Source organism: Planctomycetota bacterium (genome assembly GCA_016125255.1).
Taxonomy (GTDB): Bacteria; Planctomycetota; Phycisphaerae; order Phycisphaerales; family Zrk34; genus RI-421.
The window spans coordinates 1-23942 of record WGMD01000012.1; the positions used below are offsets into that span (position 1 = coordinate 1).

The window sequence follows — 23942 nt, forward strand, 5'->3', positions numbered from 1 at the left end:
ACCGATCAATTTCGCCTCATCCCACATCCGTCCCACGAAGTAGGTGGCGAACGGGGTGTCGTCGGCGTAATAACCGCCAGGCACTACCACTCCTGGAATTCCCATGATGTTGACGCCGCTGCCAGGCGTGCGACTGATGGCCGTCGTGGCGCTCAGGTCGGGCACAGGCGCAGCAAGCTGCGGCATGACGAGCGCGTCCAGATCGAAGGTATCCATGATTTCGTGAAACAGCGCGCGCATCGCATCACGACGCTCGAAGTAGGGAACCAAGTCGGCGCGCGTCGCAGGATCCTCTTCCGAAGACGCAGTTCGCTGCAGAGGCAGGTCGTACCAAGGTACGGCCGACAACGAATTGAACTCGGCCACCGAATTGATCGTCGACTCGCCGAGACGCCCGAAATACTGGTTGATGTCGTAGGAAAACGTGTTGGAACTAGGCACGCTCTGATTCAACTCGCGATACCCCGACCCAAGGAACGGGTCTGCCACAAGCGTCGCGCCTTCGGCCGCCAGGACGTCAAGTTCCCGCTGAAATAGCGCCTGAGTTTCCGGCGTCAGGACCACGCTATTCCAACCCGGTCCGTACACTCCGATCCTCGCGCCTTGCAGCGATGTGGCGTCCAGTGCGCTTACGTAGCCGTCGACCGGCAGTTTGCCGATGGCTTCAATCGTCTTGGGGTCATCGGGCGTGTAACCGGCGATCACGTCCATCATGGCCGCCGCATCTTTCACTGTCTTGGCCAAAGGCCCCATCACGTCGCGAAAGTACCCTTGCCCCGGCATGACGCCGGTCGAGGGAATCAATCCGAACGTGGGCCGAATGCCCACCAGCGAGTTGGCCGACGCCGGATTGGTGATGGACGAGCCGGTTTCGACCTGGGTCCATGAGATATGGCTTCGGACGCCGCGGCAGGCGCCGCGCTTGGTGACGAAGTTGTAGATGCCGCCCTTGCCGGTTTCGTCGCCGGGGTACCAGTTCTGAATCGTCGAGTATTTGATCTTCGCATCGTCGAGGGCGATGAGCTCGACGACCGCGGCGTGAAGCTGATTTTCATCGCGCTGCGGGGCGGTGCAGCCCTCGAGGTAGGACACGCTGGCGCCTTTGTCGGCGATAATGAGCGTGCGCTCGAACTGGCCGGTGTTCTGGGCGTTGATGCGGAAGTAGGTGCTCAATTCCATCGGGCACTTGACGCCCTCGGGGATGTAGACGAAGGACCCATCGGTGAAGACGGCGGAGTTGAGCGTGGCGAAAAAGTTGTCGGAGTAGGGGACGACGGAGCCCATGTATTTCTGCACGAGGTCCGGGTGCTCGCGGACGGCTTCACCGAAGGAGCAGAAGATGATGCCTAGCTCGCTGAGCTTCTCTTTGAAGGTCGTCGCCACGGAGACGGAGTCGAAGACCGCGTCGACGGCGACGCCGGCGAGCTTGGCGCGTTCGTTAAGCGGAATGCCGAGTTTCTCGAATGTCTTGAGAATCTCGGGATCGACCTCATCGAGCGAAGCGGGCTTCTTTTTGGGGGCGGCGAAGTAGCTCGTCGCCTGATAGTCGATTTTCGGATAGTGCACGAACGCCCAGGTCGGCTCGGTCATGGTGAGCCAGTGGCGATAGGCCTTGAGGCGCCAGTCGAGCATCCACTGGGGTTCGCCCTTTTTGGCGCTGATGAAGCGGACGGTGTCTTCGCTCAAGCCGGGCGGGGCGAAGTCCTGCTCGATGTTCGTGGTGAACCCGTGCTTGTACTCGCGTTTGGCTTCGGTGAGCGACTGGATTTCCTGCGTGGTGGTCATGCTCGAACTCCGGTGCGCGTCAGACTCACGGAAGCGGGGCTCTCGATCAGGTCGCTGAGCTTGACGGAGGCGAGGAACCCGCGGGTCAGGTCGTTGAAGCGCTGCATCGGCGTGGTGACGGGGCAGCCGGGCATCACGGCACAGGCGGCGCAGGCGTTCTCTTCGTTCTCGTCGCAGCAGGCGGCGACCTTGATCTGCCCTTCGGTCGCCTCGATGATCTGCAGAAGCGAGATCTTCGAGGGATCGTGGCAGAGGATGTACCCCCCGCCGGCCCCGCGGCGCGAGCAGAGCACGCCTCCGCGGTGCAGGTCCTTGAGCACGTTCATCAAGAGGGCCGCCGGAAGCTGGTGCCGCTCCGCTATCTCACGTGCTGACAAGGGATTGTCGTGCCCGCCTTCCTGTTGAGCCAGGGCGGAGAGGGCGACGAGGGCGTAGTCGGTTTTTCGTGTGAGACTGAAGCTCATGGTTGGGGTTGATAATGGGTCGGAGGAAGTTGTGGTCCAAGTAATTAATAGCACTATATCAGTACGGTTTCAAGGGACCCGGCTCAAGGAATCGGGCGAGGAGGGGGAGAATGTTCATAACTTACCCTGATGGCAAGGGAAGCGGGGCGGCGGGGCGGGTGATGAACGTGGATTGCGCATCTTGACAGGTTATTCGTTACTCATTATTTTGACAGTCCCTAGCTGCATACTCCCGGTCGCTGACGGGAGCCCCGCTTGCAACGAAGGTGGGATGGCCAAGAGCAAGAGGCACGCTGGGGCTGCGTCTTGGCGCAGAGTGAACAATGGCAACATGCTGCCTGCGACCTTTCGCGAGGGATCGGCGCAAGTTGATCCGCGATGGAGTGGTTGGCTGGTAGGGAGGCATTCATGGCAAATCGTCAGAAGCGTCGTAGCCGTAGTGAACGTCGTGCAATTCGTAACCGCATGCGTGCCCGGCTGGCGGCTCGTCGCAGGCTTCAACTGGAGTCCCTTGAGCCGCGCATTCTTCTGACGACCTTGTTTGGCGGAGAAGTCTTCGAATACATCTCGGCGAACCCGACCAATCCCGCAGCGGGGCAGGCGACGGTGCGCGTGACGGTCGAAGGCGACAACTCGGTCGTCGAAGTCGTCGCGGTCGACATCGATGACAACAACCAGGCGCTCTTGGGCGATCTGCCGGGCAACATCACCGCCAGCGACATCCGCAACGGCGCGACGATTCTCGGCGGCGCCGGCGGCGCGCAGGGCGTGCAGCTCATCGGCCAGACGCCCATCAACGAACCGACCACCGCGCCCGGCGACATCGGACTCAACAACGGCGCGGACATCAATTTCCAGGCGCTGGCCAGCGCGCCGGAAGTCGAGAACGGCATCACCTATGGGTTCAACATCGGCGACGTGACGGTCAACGGCAACGATCGCACCGTCGTGCAGCTTGCGGACCTGAGCACGACAAACGGCGGCGCGACCGTCGATGCCGTGTTCCATCAGGGCACGCTCGGCGAGGACATCGTCGGCGCGATCGACAACACCAACACGCCCGGCGTGACGCTCAATAACGTGCAGGCCAGCGCGATTGATCCGACGACCGGCCTGATGTACGTGATCAACAACGAGGGCGGGCAGGCGGTGCTGTATCAGCTCAACCGCTCCTCCGGCGCGATCATTCAGAGCTTCGGCCCGCTGACGAACACGACGACCGGCCGGGCACTGACGGGCGCGAGCGTCGAAGCGATGGCCTTCCGCGCCGACGGCACGCTGTTTTTCATCACGCGCGACTACGACGGCAACGGCAACGCCGACGCGAGCGGGCTGGCCTCCGGGCCGGACCCCGATGGCGCGGGCCCGCTGACCGCGCCGACGTCCAATCAGGACGTGGCGCTGGTGAACCTGGGCCTCGCGACGGCGCCGGGCTTCGATGCGAACTTCACCAACGCCGAAGCGCAGTCGATCACGACCGGCGGATTCGAGATCACGACGCGCGTGACCGGCATGGCGTTCCATCCGACGAACGGCCAGCTTTTCGCCACCTCGCTGATTCTCGACGATCAGGATGCGCCGACGGGGACGAACCTGCTTCGTATGACGGTCGGCGCGGGCGCGACGGTGGCGGCGACGAACGTCGGAACCATTGACGCCGGCGGCGACGTGATCATTCAGGCCGTGGCGTTCACCACGACGTACAACATCAACACCGGCGCCGAGACGCCGATCCTCGTGGGCATCGATCACAGCCAGGCGGACACCAACGGCGTGACGCAGGCCCGCATGGTGCTCATCGCTACCGGCGCGCCGGGCAACTCGTCGCTCTTGAGCGAAGCGGGCGCGATCGAGACGGTCAGCGGCCTTTCGAGCTTCACCGAGCCGGGCCAGACCCGCCCGCTGCTTTACGCCATCTCCGACAACGGCGCGAATCTGATCCGCGGGTCGGCCGTGGTGCTCCCGATGGACGGCGAGATGGGCACGACCGCCATGCGCGCCATCACCGCCGCCGACTTCCATCCGATCGTCGGGTCGGCCAACGACGGACTGCTGTTCTTCATCGGTCAGGACGGCGACTCGAGCATCGACCGGCTCTGGTCCGTCGACGTGACGCTGGGCAATCGCTCGGCGATTCAGAACAGTCTGCGCATGGTCGGCAACTTCGGCGAGAATGCGAATAATGCGCGCAACATTACGGCGATGGTCTTCGACCAGACCTCCGACACGACCGCGCGGCTGATCGTCTACGATGCGGCCAACCAGGTCCTGAGTCTCATCGACAACCTCAACGCCACCGCCACCGCCGACTTCAACGATGACTCCGACGCGGACACGGCGATCCGGCCGATCTATCGCAATCAGTCCTTCGGCACGCGCATCACGGGGCTCGCGGTGCTCGAAACGCCCGATGCGAACGGCGAAGCGGCGCCCGAAGAGTTCGTCATCGCCATCGACAACAACGGCGCCAACAGCAACCTGATCCGCATCCGTCTGGAGGATCAGGTCGATCGCGGCGGCGTCGATAAGGATGACACGAACGTGTACATCCTCGGCCCGCTTCCCGATCCGACGGACAACGCCGGGGCGCGCCGCGGGGCGAATCTGCAGGACCTGACCTGGAATCCCGTGCTGGCCAATCCGTTCACCGGCGAGCAGGGCGTGCTGCTGGCGACTGACGCATCCGACGACAGTCTGCTCTACATCGACAGCCGGGCGCGCTTCCCCACGGCCGACTCGTTCCTGATCTACGTCTCGCAGGGCGACGCCAACACCGTCATCACCGTCTCGGTGATCGAAGATGCGGACAATCAGGTATTCGCCGACCCCGATGGCCAGCGCGAAGCGCTGCCGTTCGGCGGCGGGCCCTCGACGCCGACCTCATTCCGCGTCGCCAATGCGCAGTCCGGGCAGTTGGTGCTGGTGACCGGCAACGCCGAAACCGGCGGTGCGCTGCTGGGCGCTCGCACGGAGGACTTGAACGTGGTCGGCGCCGGCGCTGGGGCGGACGATCGCATTCCGATTCTGCTGGGCGATCTGCAGACCGTCGGCGTGCAGCAGCAGGTGACGGTCGGTGTGATCCCGTCGCTCTTTGACATGCTGCCCAATGATCCGGACAACGAGTTCAACCCGGGCGTGCTGGTCACGGAAAGTCTGCTCAAGTTCGTTTCCGCCGCGTCGGGTCTTTCCGCCAAGGTCATGGGGGCGAACCTCGACAACATCCGTGAGATGACGGTGACGCGCGACGGCAGCGGCATTTTCGTGGTCAACGAGCCGACCGCGCTTCAGCGCCAGCAGGCCGCCGCCGCCGCCGCGGTCAACAATCCGATCGTCGGCAACATCGGCACGCTGCCGACGCCGGACGTGTCGGCGAACGTGGGCATGCTCATCGACGCCATGGACCTGGACCCCAACGCCTTCAGCGCTCAGGTGGCCTGGCCCTTCCAGATGGCGCCGGGCGATCCGTTCACGCTGACCTACAGCTACAGCAATCTGCTGGACGGCGGATTGGCGGGCGGTCTGACCGCGACGCAGATTCGTGCGGCGATCGAGGAAGGTCTGGCGCTTTGGGCGCAGTTCGTGCCCATCAACTTCGTGGAAGTGCCGGACGTCGGTCCGCTGCCCGACGACGCCGATACGCCCTACACCGCTGGCGCGCTGCCGCTCTTGCGCATCGGACATCACTTCATCGACGGCGCCTCGGGCGCGAACGTGCTGGCGCATGCCTTCTTCCCGGATCCGCTCAATCCGACGCAGTCGGGTCTGGCGGGCGACCTGCACTTCGACGATGGCAATACGTGGGACTACACGCAGCTTCTTGAAGTCTTCGTGCATGAACTGGGTCACGCTCTGGGTCTGGGCCACTCCACGACCGTGTCCAACCGCGTGGGCGATCCGGGCCCCGCCGGCCCGCCGATCATGAACCCGTTCCTGCAGGACCTGTACAACGGTCCGGGCTCGGCGTTCCTGTTCCAGGATGACGTGGACGGCATTCAGGCGCTCTACGGCGCCGGCGTCGGATCCGTGACCCCGCTGGCCAGCGGCGCGGCCGCGTCCGGCAACGGCGCGACCCTCGCCACCCTCGGCGCGACCGGCTCCGCCATCGCCACCGTCAGCATCACCGACGCCCGCACCGGCGATCCGCTGTTCGACATCCAGGGTCTGGACATGGCCGATGTCGATTTCGACGGCCAGCCCAACTTCGGCAGGACCATCGGCACCAGCGGCGAAGACATGTTCGCCATTCTCGACGTCGATGACCCGATCCCGCAGGACGATTTGGGCAACGTCGCCGGCGGTTTGAACATTGTCGCCGTCACCGTTCAGCCCGGCGGCACGACGTACGCCATCAACTCCAACGGCGGCGAGTTCGAACTCTACAAGATCACACGCAGTCTCCGCGACGGCACCGTCACCGGCGCGACTCTCATCGGTTCGATCACCGACTTTAACGGCGTTCCGATCACCGATGTCAATTCCATCGAAACGAATCCGAACACCGGCTTGCTGTTCATCGTCGGCACCGACGCCGACGGCGATCAGGCGCTCTTCACCGTGTTGCCCCAGGCTGTCGAACTCGACCAGTCCGAAACCCCGCCGACGATCGGCGACGGTGATGACGAAGTGCTCGCTACGCCGGTCGCCAAGCTCAACGGCGGCGGCGTGACCGATTCCGTCACCGGGCTCTCGTTTACGCTGACCGGCACGACACTCTTCGGCGCTCAGACCGTCGGCGGCGTCAGTCATCTCATCACGATCGACACCGCCAACGGAAATGTGACCGATCTGGGTGAAATCGACGTCGACAGTGATGGGGATCTGGTGGGCGATCAGACCGTCGTTGTGGCGGGTCTGGACTTCAACTCCGAGACCGGCTCGCTGCTGGCGATCGACCGCGGCGGATCGTCCGGCGGCGGACGCATCATCAAGATCATCGTCGCCGACCCGACCGTCTCGCGCCAGTACACCGACCCCGGCACCGTCGACGCCACGCTCGGCGGCTACTCCGCGGACACGCACGGGTTCATGTTCAGCATCGACAACGCCTCCGGCGATCTGCTCCGCAGTCTTCAGGACCTGCCCACGCTCGGCACGATTGATCCCACGAGCGGCTCGTTCTTCATCATCGGCGTGATCCCCGGCGTCGATCATGTCGACGCCATGGCGTTCAGCCCCGGCGAAGGCGCGACCCCCGGACAGCAGGGCCTTTACATCGCCGCCGACGGACAGCTCTTTGAAGTCAATTACACCCTCGTCACGCCGAGCTCGATCACCGTCGACAGTCTGACGACGATCGGACAGACGATCGACCCGGCGACGTTCCGCACCGTGACGATCGACTCGATGGACTTCGACCGTGCGGGCAATCTGTTCGGACACGACGCGGCGCTGGGCCGACTCGTCGATATCGACATCACGAGCGGCTTCGTCGGCACGCAGACCGCCACGACGCAGGGCTCGCTGCGCCCGACCGTCGGCGCGATCGCCTTCGACTTCGCCAACGATCGCTTCCTCGCCTCCGACAACGCCTTCTCCAAGGTCCAGCTCGCCAACGAAGCGAACGTCACCGAGTCCGCGGCCCTGATGGAAATCATCGGCACGCACAGCAACTCCGCCAAGCCGCAGGACATCGGCAGTCTGCTCTACGCCGGTGCGGTTACGGGCGTGGTCAACATCAGCGGGTCCGTCGATACGTTCTACGCCGGCTGGCTCCTGACCGGCAACACCGCCGGCGATCTGGAATTCACCGTCTCCTCGACCGGCCCGTCGCTGCCCGCCAACTTCACCGTCGCCGGCGATCTGCGCAATCTCCTGACGACCGGGTCCATCGGCACGCTGACCAACAACTCCGCCGCGCCGACCTACATGACCGGGTTCGATTTGCAGGTCAACGGCCGCGTGGGTCAGATCCGCTCCCTCGCCGACCTCATCGGTCAGTTCAACATCGTCAACGACCCCGGTTCCAACAGTCTGACGGCTCAGACGCTCCTCCAGACCGAGCTCGAAGCCCGCAATCAGCGCCTCGACGGAACCATTTCCGAAGGCGATATCTTCAACGACGGTTTCATCGACAATTTCAATAACTCGTTCCTCAACGATACGTTCGACACCGCTCAGCGACTGGGCACGATCCGCAACGGCGTCCTCGGACAGCAGGATGTCGTCGCCGTGCAGGGCACGCTGCGCAACGGCGATCCGGACTTCACGACGATCGATCCGTTCGACGATGTGATCGACTACTACTCCGTCGCGCTCATGGCCGGGCAGACCGTCACCGTGCAGCTCACGACGCTGGGCCTGCTGCCTTTGAACATCGGCGTGTTCGATCCCGATGGCCGCCTCGTCTACACCGACTATGACAATCTCAATCCCGACCTGGTGCAGAATCAGGCCTTCCAGTTCACCGCCGACCGCCCCGGCGAATGGCGCTTCGCCATCGCGTTCCCCGGCGATGTGAACTTCAACGGCATCGAGGACGGCGATGAAGTCCAGACGCGCATCAGCATCGACGATCCCTACCTGTTGACGATCCTCGGCGCCGGCGAGATGGGGCTCGGCGGCCTCGTCGTCGACGGCAACTTCTACAACCATCCCTCCGTCGACAACGTCACCGTCCTGCGCGGCGACTTCGGCGGCCTGTCCGTCGGCGGCAACTACTTCAACGAACTGGTCAACGGCCTGACCGGCGACGTGTCCAACTCGATCACGGTCGGTCTGGGCAATCTGCGGTCGGTCGAAGCCGGTGAAATCGGCTCCGGCACCAACACGTTCGGCCTGGGCCCGATCATCGATGTGCCCAACGGCAGCGTCGGCATGGTCCGCTCGCTCGGATCGCACCTGGACCTGGGCGGCCTCGGCCAGCGCGCCGTCGGCGGATTCGCCGGCATCACTACCGGCGGCAACATTCAGGTCATCGACGGTCCCAACGCCAACATCGACGTCTTCCTTGTCGCCAGCGGCGGCCTGGGCGTGCTGCGCGGCAGCAGCATGACGCCCCCCGCGCTGCCCTTCATCGCCCTCAATGCCGACCGCACCGGCAACGACGGCATCCTCGATCTGATGGACTTCGCCGGGAACATCTTCGCCCCGAACCTCTCGACCGGTCCCGGCGGCAATGTCCGCTATGCCCGTGTCGGCGGCTCGATCGCCGAGAACCCGCTCTTCGGCGGCGGGCAGGCCATCACCATGCATTCCGCCGGCGCTCCGGTGTTCATCACCGATGACGGCGGCGCCTTGTTGAGCATCCGCCCGACGGTCAACGGTCTGACCACCAACACCGATGGCTCCGCCGTCACCGCCAATCTCGACATTGTCGGCTTCGGCGTCAGCGGCTCCGGCGGTATCGTTATTACCTCGATCACCAGTTCCGGCGGTTTGGACCTGACTGTCAACGCCCAGGCCACGCGCGGCTCCGCCGAAGTCGGCGTCATCAATGTCAACGGCGCTGGTACGGCGGTCTCTCTCGGCGCCGACGGCACGCCGGTCTATCCGACCCCCGCTGCCGGCGCGACGCAGAATGACCTGATCGTCGACCTCAACGCCGGCGCGACCGGCGGGGCGATCGACGTCCTTCAGATCGTCGGCGGCAACTTCGCACGCATCTTCAATCACACCACCGGCGAACTGATCAACGTCAATGCGTCGAGCATCGGCGACCTGCGCAGCTTCGGTGAAATCGGCCTTGCCCGCACGCACTTCGGCGGCGACCTGATCGCCAACGCCGTCATCAACAACACCTTCCCCTTCAATCAGCAGACCACCGGCATCGTCGTCACCGGCTCCGTCGTCAACATCGGCTCGGCGATGGGCATCGGCAACCTGATGATCGGCGGCTCCGTCGCATCGATCAATCCCAACGGCGACGTGACCGGCTCCGACCCCGTGACCGCCGACACTGTCGGCGTCTTCGAAGGCATCAACGCCCCGATCGTCATCGGCGGCGACCTGAAGGGTCTGTCGATCGGCGAAGGCGTCCTGCCTTCCGGCACCGGTGACCTCGCCCGCGCCGGTGTTTTCGTCGGCGGCACCATCGAACGCATCAGCAACTTCAACAACCGCGCCGGCTCCGACATCCGCGGCGACATCATGGCCGGCGATCGCATCGGCCGCATCGATCTGACCAACGCGTCCATCGTCAATGCCGACATCCTCGTCGACAGCGACTTCTCCCACTCGCGCGAGTTCGTCAACACGCTCACGCTCCTGTTCGGCGACGATACCGTCGAAGACCCCATCTTCGAAATCGGGTCGATCAACATCACCGGTAACGGCGGTATGATCGGCGCCTTCATCGCCGGTTCGGACATCGGCGACATCAATGTCCGCAGCGGTTTCGGCATCCTCAATTCGCTCTTCGTATCGCAGGATGACGGCGTTATCCGCAACACCACCGTGGACGGCCTCGGCCTCATCAACGTGACCTTCCTCGGCGGCACCAACCAGGGCAACATCACCGCGACCGGCACCGGGGCGACGCTGAATGTTCAGAACTTCAACGAATCGGTGCGCCAGAGCGAAACACTGACCTTCGATCCCTTCAGCGGTCAGACGCTCAACGGCCTGTACGATCTGCACGCCGCATTGGGCACCACCAGCACCAATCCCGCCATCGACGGCGTCACCACCGCCGGGCAGATCAACACGGTGACCGCCGCCGGCTCGCGCGATCTGGGCACCGTGCGCGGTTTCAACATCACCGACAGCAGCTTCGATTTCGCCAACTCCATCGCCGCCATCATCACGCTCGACGACATCTCCGGCTCCGAGTTCACGACCGGCCGACTCGGCCAGTTCGTGCCCCGCGGCGACCTGATCGGCACGTCGCTGACGCTGACGGGTCTGGGCGGAAGTCTGGCCATTCGCGGCGACTTTGACGCCAATTCCTCGATCAACATCAGCGGGCCCAACGCCCGGCTCATCTCCCTGGCCGTCCTCGGCGACTTCGCCGGCACGTTCACCAGCGGCGGGTACATCAGCTCCGTCTACATCGCCGGCGACCTGACCGGCTCGTTCACGATTACCGGTCACAACGCCTTCGGCTTCTCGATGGGCGCATTCCGGCTCGACGGGTCGATGTTCAACAACTCGTTCCTCGTCAACGGCAATGTCAGTTCGATGTTCATCGCCGGCAGTCTCGGCGATCCGACCAACGCGCTCATCGAAGACACGCTGACCATCAACGGCAACCTCGGCTCGCTGGTCGTCGGCGGCAGCGGTCTGCGGACCCTCGACGGCGCGGCCCTGGCGATGGATGTCATGATCCAGGGCGACCTCAATTCGCTGGTCGTCTTCGGCAAGGTCAGTTCGACCGGCTCGGTCACGGTGCGCGGCAACCTGCGCTCCGCCCAGTTCATCGCCGACACCGAAACGGGCAACGCCGCCGACCCGGCCCCGACTCTGACGCTCGGCGACCTGACCGATGGCGTCAACAACGTCTTTGACGCCCGGGCTTTGGCGCAGGTCGATGCGCAGACGCTCTTCGCCGTCAACTTCGACGCGATCAACGGCAACTTCGAGCTCCGTCGCATCAATCTGCTGCCCAACGGGCAGATCGATCCGGCCAACGCCTTCACCGATCTGGGCACGATCAACAGCGGCGGGCTCAACGGCGCCGGCGTGGACATCCTCCAGATCGCCGCGCTCGAATTCGACGCCGCCAACAACCGACTGCTCTTGGTGGGCACGACCGGCGTGAATCTGGAGCTGTTCTCCATCGACCTGTCCAACCCGGCGATGGCGATCGCCAGCGTCGGCACGTTGATGCTCAACGCCGCCCCGATCGCCGCCGGCGGGAACCTGAACGTCAACGCGCTGGCCATCGACGATCGCAACACGCCGACCGTCGCCAACGGCGACATTCTCTACGGCATTCTGCACGACTCGGCCGGCTCGCCCGCGCCGACCGACACGCTCATTACGATCGTGATGAACGGCGCCGGACTGGGCAACGCCACGTCCGTGGGCACCGTCCTGCAGGGCGGCATCGACACCGACATCATCGGCATGGACTTCATCACGCAGAACGGCGTGAAACGCCTGGTCGCGCTCCATGACGACACGACCATCACCGACGATGCGCAGCTTCTGGTCATCGACACCCGCAACGGCGTCGCCACCGCCATCACCGACCCCGGCGCCGTCGATGAGAACCTGCATGGGTTCACCGGCTTCAACGGTCACGCCGTCTCGATCAACGCCGACCCCGCCCGCGGGCAGGATCAGCTCTGGCGCTCCAACCACAGTGTGGTGGACGGTTCGATCATCGTCGGCGGCGACCTGTTCAACGTGGTCGCGGTCAACGGCGATCTGAACGCACGCATCTCCGCCGGCCGCAACATCAACAACGTCACCGTCAGCCGCGGCAGTCTCGGCCCCGATTCGGTGATCTCCTCGACGCTCGGCAACATCACGCGCGTCGCCGTCGTCGGCGGCGATCTGCAGGGCGACCTCTTCGCCCGCAACGGCCAGATCACCAGCGTCGTCATCAGCGGCGGCGACTTCATGGGCAACCTCGCGGCCAAGTCGCTGGGCGTGTTCAACGTGACCGGTTCGATCCGCGCCAACTCCTCGTTCGACATTGCACGGGACGTGCGCGTCATGAACGTCGGCGGCGACTGGGAGACGGGTACGAGCATCACCGCCGGCTCCGTCACGAGTTTCGTGAGCGGCGGCGACTTCATGGGCACGCTCGTGTTCGGCTATGACACCCGGCCGGCCAATGTGCTCGTCCGCGGCAACTTCACCGGCACCGCCGTCATCGATAATGACGCCGTGTTCACCGTGCTGGGCAACTTCGGGCTTGACGGCACGGCGACGGTCGTGCCGGGCGCGTCGCTGATCGTCAGCGGCGATCTGCTTGCGTTCCGCTCGGCACTCTTTGAAGGCGACCTGATCGCCGCCGGCACGCTGCGTTCGGCCTTCATGACCGGCATCACCAACTCGGTCATCACCGCGGGCTTTGACATCTTCTCGCTCCGCTCGACGGGCACAATCGCCAACTCGCTCATTCAGGCCGGCGTCTCGCCCGGCGAAGACCTGACCTTCGGCACCGGCGACCCGGGCGAAGGCAACCGGATGGGCATGATCAACAGTCTCGTCGGCACGAACTTCAACAATTCGATCGCCGCGGCGGGCGGGCTGATCAATGTGTTCATGATGACGGCGGGCATGAACGGCTCGACGGTGCTGAGCGGCTTCAGCGTGGGCACGGGCGGCGTGGCGATGGCGCTGGCCGACGCGACCCCGCTGGGTTCGGCGACCGAGATCAACGCCATTCGCGGCAACGCCACGCGTCGTCTCATGAACGGCAACATCAATAACGGCATCTTCGGCACGATGGCCGGCGGGTCGGTCGTGGCGGCGGGCGTGGACCCCGGCGCGTTCGACACGATGCTCATGACCGGCGGCGACTTCACCACGCCCAGCGTGTTCAGCTCCGTCACCGGCGGCGCGAGCATGATCCGTTCGCTCCGCGCGACCGGCGCGGGCAATGTGTTCACCGATGCGGGCGTGCTCTCCGACGGCGCGTCGGCGTTCGGCGTGACGGTCAACGCACCCGTGACGTACGGCGACGCACAGATCGCCCCCGGCGGACTCGAAGCCCTCATCGGCACCGCGACCAACGGCTCGCCCGTGACCTTCACCGGCGCCAGCGGCAACACCACAACGATCATTCTGACCGGCCCCGGCTCCGTCGAAGTCCGCGATGGCAACGGCGCCGACGACGTGATCGATTCGCTGGTCCTGCGCGGCACGACGGCGGGCAGCTCGCTGATCATCAGCACGCGCGACGGCACCGGCGCGCTGGCCCCGAACGCCAACAGCGTCGGCCGCATCATCGGCGATGACGATGCGGCGCTGGCGCGGCTCACGATGGACCTGGCCCTGGCCGGTCACGCCGATCCGTTCGACTTCTGGATCGACGGCGGCGTGCGGATCCTGTCCGTGGGCAACATGCCGATCAACGATGCGTCGTGGAACGGGCGCATCGGCTCCGACGTCGCCTCGATGACGATCGGCTCGCAGGGACCGGGCACCTGGCGCATCGGCGGCACCGTCAGCTCGCTGACGATCGCCGACTCCGGCGCCGGCTCGACGGGCTTCTCGCTCCTGCAGCAGCTTGGCACGCTCCCGGCCGGCCTGTCCGCCACCGTGACCAATCAGGCCACCGACAGCACCGGCAGCCACTTCGTCTTCGACGCCGCCGCGGGGCTCGTGCAGGTCACGATTCCCGTCGGCCCCGGTGCGATCACCGTGCCCGGCGCCGCCCAGATCGTCAGCGACATCTTCAACGGCCAGCGTCTGTCCATCGACAGCATGGACTTTGATGCGATGGATCAGCTCATCGGCATCACGCAGACCGTCAGCCGCACGCCGACCGTCGCGCTGGGCACGCTCTCGCCCAACCGCGTCTCGATCAGCGCCCTGGCCGTCGCCCCGTCGCTTCAGGCCAACGGCACGACGATCGACCGTATCTTCGGCATCAACACGACGACCAACGCGGCCGGTCAGAGCATCGCCCAGCTTGTCGAGTTCAATCCGACGACCGGCGGCATGACGGTGATCGGCACCATCCGCGACCTGGCCGGCAATCAGTTCGGCGGGCACGTCCTGCAGATCGCCTCCGACGACTCGGGTCAGCTTTACGCGCTGATCGATGACCGCGACGGTACGGGCACGACGTTCACGACGGCGAACGGCGTGGCGCTGGCCCGCCTGGGCAAGATCGCCGACTCCAACGGCAACGTGCAGCTTTCGAGCCCCGATCCGACAACGCCCTTCAAGCCGCCGGCATTCCTCGATGACGATGCGGTGACGGTCGGCGTGCAGGCGGTGACGGATGATTTTGTGGGCATGGCCATCGACTCGACCGGCCAGGTCTACGCCGCCCGCCGCACCCTCGGCGGCGACACGATCGTCCTTTTGGGCACGACCGCCGACGCCAACAACGCCGTGACCGTCACGACGCTCGGCACCGTCGCCGCCGGTGCGACGCCCATCAGTCTCGTCGGCATCGGCTTCGACGAGAACGACAACCTCATCGGCTACAACAACGACGGCACCGGCGCCGAGATGCTGCTGCTGGGCTCCGTCGGCGGCAGCGCGACGCTCGCCTCGCTGGGCATCAACATCACCGGCAATGACATCGCCCTGACCGACATCGCCGGCACGAACATCACCGTCGACCTCACCGGTGCGGTGACGATCAACGATGCGCTCAACGCCATCAACTCCGCCGCCGCGGCCGCCGGATCCAACCTGCGGGCGCAGTTCGATCCGACCGACAATTCCCGTTTGCTCCTGACCGACAGCCCCGTGCATCCCGTCACCGGCGCCAACGGCGCCGGCGTCGGCGCCAATGCCGCGACGCGCCTCGGTCTCGTCGGTATTGACGGCCTGACCGCCGCCGATCACACCAACGACCTGGTGCTCCATGGCTCGGCCCTCGCCGGCGGCACCGTTACCGGCGCGACGCTTCTGTCGACGTTCGGCGTGGCGAAGACGGGTAACGACCTGAAGCTCACCGACACGCAGGGCATCGTCATCACGGTCGACCTGACCGCGGCGACGACTGTTCAGGACGCGCTGGATGCGATCAATACCGCTGCGGGGCTTGCCGGCAGCAACCTCGTCGCGTCGATCGACGCGGACGGACGTCGTCTGGACCTGACCGATCAGGTCGTCAACCCGATCACCGTCACCGACGGCGGCGGCGGCGGAGCCAATGCGGCGACGCTTCTGGGCATCGTCGGCGTGGACGGCGCGACGGCCGCCGACACGACCGCCGACCAGATGTTCCACGGCGCCTCGATCGCCACGATCGGCGTGGGCAACGCCACGCTGCTGACCGCCGCCAGCGCGCTGCCCTCCAAGTTCGAGGCCTTCGCCATGGGCCGCAGCGGCGCGATCTACCGCTCCTACGCGGTCGACACCGACTTCGGGTCCAACGCCGCGACGGCCTTGGGTCTGGCGGGCGTCGACGGCAAGACGGCCGACGACATGACCAAGGATCTGGACCTGCATGGTGCGGCGATCAGCGGCGCGCTGTTGGGCACCGACACACTCGCGTCCCTGGGCGTCAAGACGCTCGGCACCGACCTGGTGATCAAGGACACCGCCGGTCGCTCGTTCTCCGTCAGTCTCATCGGCGCGGTGACGGTGCAGGACGCCATCGATGCGATCAACAACGCCGCCTCCGCCGCCGGCTCGAACATCACCGTCGCCATCGACCCCGATGGCATGCGCCTGACGCTGACCGACGTCGCCTCCACGACGCCGACGCTGGCGATCACGGTGACCGACGGCACGGATGGGCATGGCCAGCTCTTCGTCAACGCCAGCGCGACGACGCCGCTGAGCACGCCGCTGGTTCCGCAGAACATCCTCGGCGGCGATCTGGGTGGAACGCTCAACCTCAAAGGCATCGCCATCGCCAGCGCCTTCGGCACCACCGACCAGTACTACGCCGTCGCCCTCGACGACAAGGGCACCGCGACGAAGACCGATGACACCTATAGCTTACTCCGCATCGTCCGCGATCCGGTCACCGGCGCGATCTCGTCCGTCAGCCCGACCTTCGGCCCAACCATTGTCACCAATGGCACCGGCGGCGGCGCCAATGCGGCCGCCAAGCTCGGCCTCCTCGGCACCGACGGCGCCACCACGACCGACAACTCCGCCGACCTGGTCTTCCACGGCACCGCCATCGGAGCCGTGTCCAACGCCACGCTCCTCTCGACGCTCGGCGTGACCACGACGATCAACGACCTGAAGATCACCGACATCAACGGCGTGACCTTCTCCGTCAGTCTCACCGGCGCGACCACCCTCGGCGACGCCATCACCAAGATCAACACCGCCGCGATGACCGCCGGCAGCTCCCTGACCGCGCAGATCGACGCCGACGGCTTCCGTCTCGACCTCGTCAACGTCGCCCCCGCGACCGCCAAGGTCATCACCGACAGCCGTCTGCCCGGCCCCAACGCCGTCCGCGACATCAACGCTTTCGCCGCCAACGGCAACCTGATCTACGTCGTCGGCACGCGCGGCAACGCTGCGACGCAGGAACTCTACCTGCTCAATAAGACCACCGGCGCCGCCTCCTCGCTCGGTCAGCTCAAGATCGGCGGCGTCGCCGTCACCGACTCCGTCGTCAACCTCGCCTTCGACTCCGGCGGCAACCTCTTCGCCACCCTCGCCAAGTCGACCGGCCAGCAGCTTGTCAAGATCAACCCGCTCAACGGCACCACGACCGTCGTCGGCAACATCATCGTCGACGGCAACCCCGCGAACATCGTCGACTTCGCCTTCAACGCCTCCAATCAGCTCATCGGTTACGAAGCCGACCCGACCGCCGGCGACGGCGCTCCGTCGCGCGTCGTGAAGATCAACACCACCAACCCCGCCGCCAGCGTCGCCCTGACCGCCTTCGGCTCCCTCGACCGCAACCTCCGCGGGCTGGCGATCGACGACAACGGCACCTCGTTCAGCTTCTTCTCCGACGGCCGCGTCAACGATCAGCTCTGGACCACGCCCGATCCGTCCGTCGCCTCCGTCTTCGGCATCATCGATCCGTTGACCGGCCAGTATTCGCAGATGCGCTCCCTCGCGCAGGACTTCAACGGCACCGCGCTGACGAGCCGCATCGCCTCCATGACCGTCGACACCGCCGACTCGACCACCATCATCGGCGACATCTTCGTGCTTACCGCCGACGGCCGACTCTTCCAGTATGACTCGACGCAGGGCGGCGCCCTCGTCGGCTCCTTCGGCAAGGTCGTCAACTCCACCGGCGCGACGCTGACCCTGACCGCGATCGAATCCGATGACGCCGCCGACGACGGCACCGTCAACCTGATCGCCGTCGACGCCCGGTTCAACCAGCTTGTCCGCATCCGACTCAGCGACACCAACGGCGACATGATCCTCGACACCGTCGACTTCGACGGCGACGGCGTCCGCGACGCCGGCATCGACATCGCCCTCACGACGGCCGACACGGACGGCGACGGCGTCGCCGATGTCGCCTCCTCCACGACCGTCCGCGCCTTCAAGCTCACCGAAGCCGGCGCCGTCTCCGCCGCGCATCTGCTGGACCTCGATGTCGATCCGACCGGCGGCAACGGCATCATGGCCGTCATCGACACGCCCACCGTCGGCGCCGCCGATTCCATCGCCAGCTTCCTGGACACTTCCGACACGGCCCTGGGCGGGATCATCGCCAACGGCTTCCGCTCCGTCCGCATCACCGACCCCGTCGGCAACGGCTACAGCGGCCGCCTGATCTCCGAAGGCAACAGCCCCATGAACGTCCTGGTCATGGGCAACTACTCCGGCTCCGTCGTCACGCAGGGCTCGATCGGCGCCTTCACCGTCCTCAACGGCAACTTCGCCGGCACCGTCAGCGCCCGTGACAACATCACGCGCGTCGCCATCGTCAACGGCTCCGTCCTCGCCGGCGGCGTCGTGCACACCAGCGGCATGCTCACCGCGATGACCATGAGCGGCCGTGACCTGACCTTCGCCGGCGCGATCGATGCCGCCGCCGCCTCCGTCATCTCGATTCAGGGCGACGTCAAGAGCGCCGCCGACATCCTCATCGCCCACGACCTCAACGCCTTCACCGTCCTGGGCGCCTTTGAAGGCGGGGCGGAGTTCGGCTCCGTCCGCGGCGCGATCAACGTGACCGGCGAACTGGGCAGCGGCGCCTGGATCAAGTCCGACAACGACGCCGGCGCCGTCATCGTCCGCGGCGGCACCGAAACCGGATCGAAACTGCTCATCGGCGGGGCGACGAACCTCCTGATGATCGGCGGAACCCACCGCGGCATGTTCGCCTCCAAGGGCGACGTCCGCTCGATCTCCCTGGCCAATCTCGACTCCGCTCTCGTTGCCGTCGGCATGCAGAACATCAGCACCGCCGTCTCCGGCAACATGACCAGCTCGGTCATCAGCTACGGCGTCTGGGTCGGTGACGACGGCGTGTACAACACCGTCGATGACCGCATCTTCGGCGGCGGGACGAACGTCGTGTCCATCCGCGGCAGCTACGTCGACTCCGTCGTCGCCGCCGGCGTCCTGCCCAACCTCAATGAAGCCGCCGTCGACGGCACCGCCAACCTCCCGCTCAACACCCGTGCGTACACCGGCTACACCAACCGCCCGATCGACGGCGCCGTCACATTCGTCGACGCCGCGGAAGCCGGCGGCGTCCTCTCGAGCATCATCTCCCGCTTCATCGTCGCCGGCCAGGTCTCGCACACCAAGGCCCAGACCGGCGTGTTCGGCGAAACCGCCCCGTTCCGCGAGTCCGTCATCGCCGCCGCCGACGGCATCGGCCTCGTCTCCGGCGCCAACTCCAACCGCATCGCCCGCCGCGTTTATGGCGATCCGTTCGGCGCCCCGACCGTCGATCAGGTCCTGCAGATCAACGACAGCCGATTCGACATCGTCTTCAGCGAAGAGATCAACACCTCCTCGTTCATCCTCTCCGTCGACGCCAACGATGACAACGACATCAATGACCCCGTCGACACGATCGGCACCATCCTCATCCAGTACCGCGATGAGCTTGATCCGTCGATCACGCATATCCTCGACGACGGCGTCCAGCTCACCTACTCCGTCTCCGTCGACAACAACGGCCAGACCCACGGCGTCCTGCACGTCATCCGTGACGCCGGGTTCAGCGGATTCGGCGGCCTGACCGTGACGCTCTCCGACAACGGCGCGACCGGACCGGCGATCTACGACCGCTCCGGCGGACGCTCCATCTTCCGAAGCTTCAACCAGGGAACGATCTCGACCGGCCTCGAAGCGGCCTTCGGCGGAACCGATCCGACCTCCTTCGACAACGATCCCTTCGGCACCATCCTTGACGGCAATATCGACGGCGTCGAAGGCGGCCGCCGCGTGGTCAACGTCTTCTTCGACGACGCCCCCGATGACTTCCTTACCGCACTGGACACCGAAGTCACCTTCGATCTGGCCTCCACCGGCCACGATCAGCAGCAGGTCTCGAACATCTTCGAGAGCGCAACCGACATCGACATCTTCCACTTCGTCGCCAACGCCTTCCAGTTCTTCTCCGTCAATTACGAAGGCAACAGTCCCGCGCAGATGGGCGTCTTCGTGCGGGACACGCAGGGCACCGACGACACCTCCGACGACACCTTCGAAGCCATCGCCCGATGGGAGTCCAACGCCGCCTTCTTCGGCGACGGCCCGACGCTCTTCCAGGCCTTCGAACTGCCCCCCATGGAAGCCGCCGTCAACTCCGCTGAGGACCTCCTCGACGGCGTCGCCGACGGACTGCAGACCCAGAACCTCGACTTCTTCGTCGTCGTCACGCCCGCCGGCGGATTCCTCAGCTCCTCCGCCTCCAGCAACTACACGCTGACGATGAACCTGGCGAACTCCGACGAACTGCTCGACGGTAACGCCGGCAATTCCAGCGCCGGCCTGCCCGACAATGAGCAGATCCTCTATCTCTCGCAGTTCATCGGCGAGCACAACAACAGTCTCGGCGCCAACGTGCCCAAGCAGCTTGTCTACCTCAACTTCGTCGGCGGCCGCTCCGACAAGACCTCCGAAGGCGTCGTCAATCTCGATGCCCTGACCACCGATATCCTGGACCCGACCCTTGCCGGGTTCACCAACGTGCTCATCAACGGCGGCACCGTCAATGGCCAGAACGTCAACGGCATCATCGACAACGTCCTGTCCATCTACCGCATGAACCCCGCCGATCACCCGCTCGGCACCCTGACCGTGCAGAACATCGGCGCCAACATCGCCGCGTTCACCAACGCCTCCAGCGGCCTGTACTTCACCACCATCGACCCCGCCAGTCTCGGCTTCGACGGCGAGTTCACCACCGTCTTCATCGGCGACACCCATGGCGCCAACGCCGGTCTCCTCGGCATCGCCTCCACCGTCGACTTCGGCAACAACTCCAAGAACGACGAGGCGATCATCTACGCCGACTCCTTCGCCGGACTCAGCTCCAACACCAACCTCGTCGGCAAGCTCAACGAATACTCCACGACGCTCGCCAACGTCATCGCCCACGAACTCGGTCACACCCTCGGTCTCAACCACCACCCGACCACGTTCATGGACAACCCCCTCTTCGCCGACGACCCGGACAACGATCCGTTCACGGCCAACGACGCCAACACCGGCCTCTCGCTCATGGCCTACAACTCCACCGCCTCCGAACTCGTCCAGCTCCTGCAGCTCGGCACGCAGAACCTCACCACCAACGAGTTCCCCATCGGTCAGTCCGACACGATGGACCTCATCCTCAAGTGGCTCGGCTCGGGTATCTGAGCCCGCCCGTCATGACCCACCCAAAAGGACGCTCCCCGCGGAGCGTCCTTTTTCTTTCGCTCAAGTTTCCAGAAGTGCCCGGTCGCGGAATGTGGCACAGCCGTCCCGGGCTGTGCGATCTTCATCGAAGCGGCGCATCGAACTTCAACGTCCGCGGCTCCAGACACCGCTCTTCGCCGCACGCCTGCACCGTCAGCCGCAGCGGCAGAACCTCGCCGATCGTCCCCGGCGCGGCGGCGGTCGCCCGGATCGCGCATCGCCCACGGCACGTCATGATCGACTGCTTCGTGAATGGATCCAACATCGCCTCTCCCGCCGGGTACTGCACATCGCTGACGACGAACCCCGCATCCTCGCCCGCGGCAAGCGCGAGCCCGATGTGATCCGTCGCTTCATCGTCGTGTGCGTAAACATGCCACCCCGGCGCGACGGCGATTTTGACGGTGATGTCGAACCGCTCGCCGGGTTGAATCGTGTCGGGCACGCCGAACAAGGCCGCGACGATTGGCTCGCTGATGACGAGCGCGTTGGCGCCGGCCGTCGGCAATTTCGCCGCCGCGGCGTGATAGCGGGCGTACGCGAGAATCAGCCCCTCGGTCCCATGCGGCTGCGTCGCCATCAAGCCGGCGCTGACCTCAAGCGTCTGCCGCGCCAGCCCCGACAGGCGCAGGTCATCGTCGAGGATCGCCAGCCGCGTCATCGCCGCCGCCGCTATGCCGTTGCCCGACGGCATGTTCCCGCCGGCCCCGATCTCCTTCGACCGCAAGAGCAGCTTGTCATGCTCGGCCTGCGTGAAATAGAACCCGCCGTCGCGCGGATCGTAGAATCGCTCGATCATCCGCTCCGCCAGCATGCGCGCCTGATCGAGACGAGGCGCGTCGCCGGTCGCTTCGTGCAAGTCGAGCAGGGCGCTGACGAGGTAGGCATAGTCGTCGAGATACGCCGGCAGTTTCGCTTCGCCCTTGCGCCATGTCCGCCGAAGATCGCCGTCGCGCATCATGTGCTTGAAAATGAAGTCGGCCGCGCGGTTCGCCGCGTCGGTGTAGCGCCGCTCGCCGAGCACCTTCCCCGCATGCGCCAGCGAACCGATCAGCAGGGCGTTCCAGCTTGCAAGCACCTTGTCATCAAGATGCGGCGGCACGCGCTGATCGCGCACCGTGCGCAGCTTCAGGCGCATCGCATCGAACTGCGACGCGTCCGCCGCCGGCTGCGGGAGGAACAGATGGTTCGTCCCCGTGTGATGCCGCGTCGCTTCCTCGTAGTAGTTGCCCGCCGGCGTCGCGCCATACGTTTCGGCGAATCGCTTCCCATCGGTTTCGCCGAGCAGATCGACTAGCTCGTCATATCGCCACAGGTAATACTTGCCTTCCTCGCCTTCGCTGTCGGCGTCGAGGGCCGAGTAGAACCCGCCCGCCGGGTCGGTCATCCGCCGTTCGATCCAGCCGAACGTCTCGGCGACGACGCGCCGGTAGGGTTCGTGCCGCGTCAGCGCGTACGCATCGGTGTAAGCGCGGATGAGCTGCGCGTTGTCGTAGAGCATCTTCTCAAAATGCGGCAAAAACCAGCGGGAATCGGTCGAATAACGATGAAACCCGCCGCCGACGTGGTCGTAGAGTCCGCCCCTCATCATGGCGTCGAGCGTCTGCGTGAGGATCGCCTGATCGTCGAGATTCGGCGATTGGGTCTGCGTGAAGTTGAAGAGCGCCAGCGCCCCATGCGGCGGAAACTTGGGCGCGCCGCCGAACCCGCCGCGCTTCTCATCGTACGCGCGGCGGAAGTAGGCGAGGGCGTCGGCGAGGATCGTCGGCTCCAGCGCCGTCTGATCATCCGAACCGCGGCGCGAACCGGCCTGACGGATGGCGGTCGCGAAGTTGTCGGCCTGCTCCCGAACCTGCGGGCGCTGATCGCGCCACGCGGCGGCGAGACTCGCCAGCAACTGCATGAACTGCGCCTTGGGGTAATACGTCCCGGCGTACCACGGGCGACCATCGGGCGTGAGGATCACCGAATTGGGCCACCCGCCGCGCTGCGTGAACAGTTGCGTGGCGAGCATGTACTGCTCATCGACATCGGGCAGTTCCTCGCGGTCGACCTTGATGTTCACGAAGTGCGCGTTCATGATCGCCGCGACTTCCTCGTCCTCGAACGACTGATGCGCCATGACGTGACACCAATGGCACGTCGAGTACCCCACGCTCAGGAAGATCGGCTTGTCCTCCCGCCGGGCGAGGTCGAACGCGTCGCGGCCCCACGGGCGCCAGTCCACCGGATTATGCGCATGCTGCAACAGGTACGGGCTGGTTTCGTGAACGAGGTGGTTGGTATGTCGGGGCGCGTCGCCGTGGGTCATGGTTCAATCGGAAA

The 23942-nt window shown here is 65.4% G+C and carries 4 protein-coding genes; 1 reads left to right on the plus strand and 3 read right to left on the minus strand.

Annotated features, from left to right (window positions below; translation table 11 throughout):
* Window positions 1-1785: Fe-S cluster assembly protein SufB (gene sufB, locus GC162_11045; GenBank protein MBI1369174.1), on the minus strand; the 1785-nt coding region annotated here is incomplete at its 3' end.
* Window positions 1782-2249, minus strand: a complete 468-nt coding sequence (locus GC162_11050) for an Rrf2 family transcriptional regulator (GenBank protein ID MBI1369175.1) — start codon at window positions 2247-2249, stop codon at window positions 1782-1784. The genes GC162_11050 and sufB, both read right to left, overlap by 4 nt.
* A 378-nt stretch (window positions 2250-2627) precedes the next feature.
* Between GC162_11050 and GC162_11055 the strand changes: the two genes are divergently transcribed.
* Window positions 2628-21578, plus strand: a complete 18951-nt coding sequence (locus GC162_11055) for a matrixin family metalloprotease (GenBank protein MBI1369176.1) — start codon at window positions 2628-2630, stop codon at window positions 21576-21578.
* A gap of 121 nt (window positions 21579-21699) precedes the next feature.
* On the opposite strand, the gene GC162_11060 is transcribed toward GC162_11055, so the two are convergent.
* Entirely contained in the window at window positions 21700-23928 is a 2229-nt protein-coding gene (locus GC162_11060) for a DUF255 domain-containing protein (protein MBI1369177.1), read from the minus strand.
* Between the last annotated feature and the right edge of the window lie 14 nt (window positions 23929-23942).